This window comes from Pseudomonas sp. F220 (genome assembly GCF_057813935.1).
In genome coordinates, this window is sequence record NZ_JBVASJ010000131.1 from 1 (window position 1) to 594 (window position 594).

General features: G+C 56.1%; 1 protein-coding gene. It reads right to left on the reverse strand.

Going from position 1 to position 594, the window contains the following annotated elements; genetic code table 11:
• Window positions 1-594, reverse strand: a 594-nt coding sequence (locus tag ACZYSM_RS29315; RefSeq protein ID WP_489077182.1) for an IS630 family transposase, incomplete at both ends; no start/stop codon positions are given.

The window sequence follows — 594 nt, forward strand, 5'->3', positions numbered from 1 at the left end:
AGCTGATGATTGATTCAGCCGTCTTATTCCACCTGAAGGGCTTGGCTGAAAGGTCATTGTGGGCCTCAATAAATTGACGAATAGCCGCTTTCAGTTCGGCCACGCTGGTGAAGACGCCACGATACAGTGCCCGCCTTTCCAACTGCGCGAACCAGCCTTCCACTGCGTTCATCCACGAAGCGCTGGTCGGAGTGAAGTGCAGCTTGAAGCGCGGGTGGTTCTCCAACCATTGCTTGATGGCCGGAGTTTTGTGAGTCGAGCTGTTGTCCAGGATGACATGCAGGTCAAGCTCTGGGGGCGTAGCGCGGTCGATCTGTTGCAGAAAGGCCAGAAACTCTTTGGCCCGGTGGCGTTGGGTTATCCGTCCGATGACCTGGCCCGTCAGGATGTCAAAAGCGGCATACAGACTGGCGGTGCCATGGCGTTTGTAATCATGCGTGCGTCGCTCGATCTGACCGGGGCGTAGTGGCAACATCGGTTGTGTGCGATCCAGTGCCTGGATCTGGGTTTTCTCATCAACCGACAGCACGATGGCGTTATCCGGCGGGTTCAGATAAAGCCCGACTACATCGACGACCTTATCGGCAAAATGCG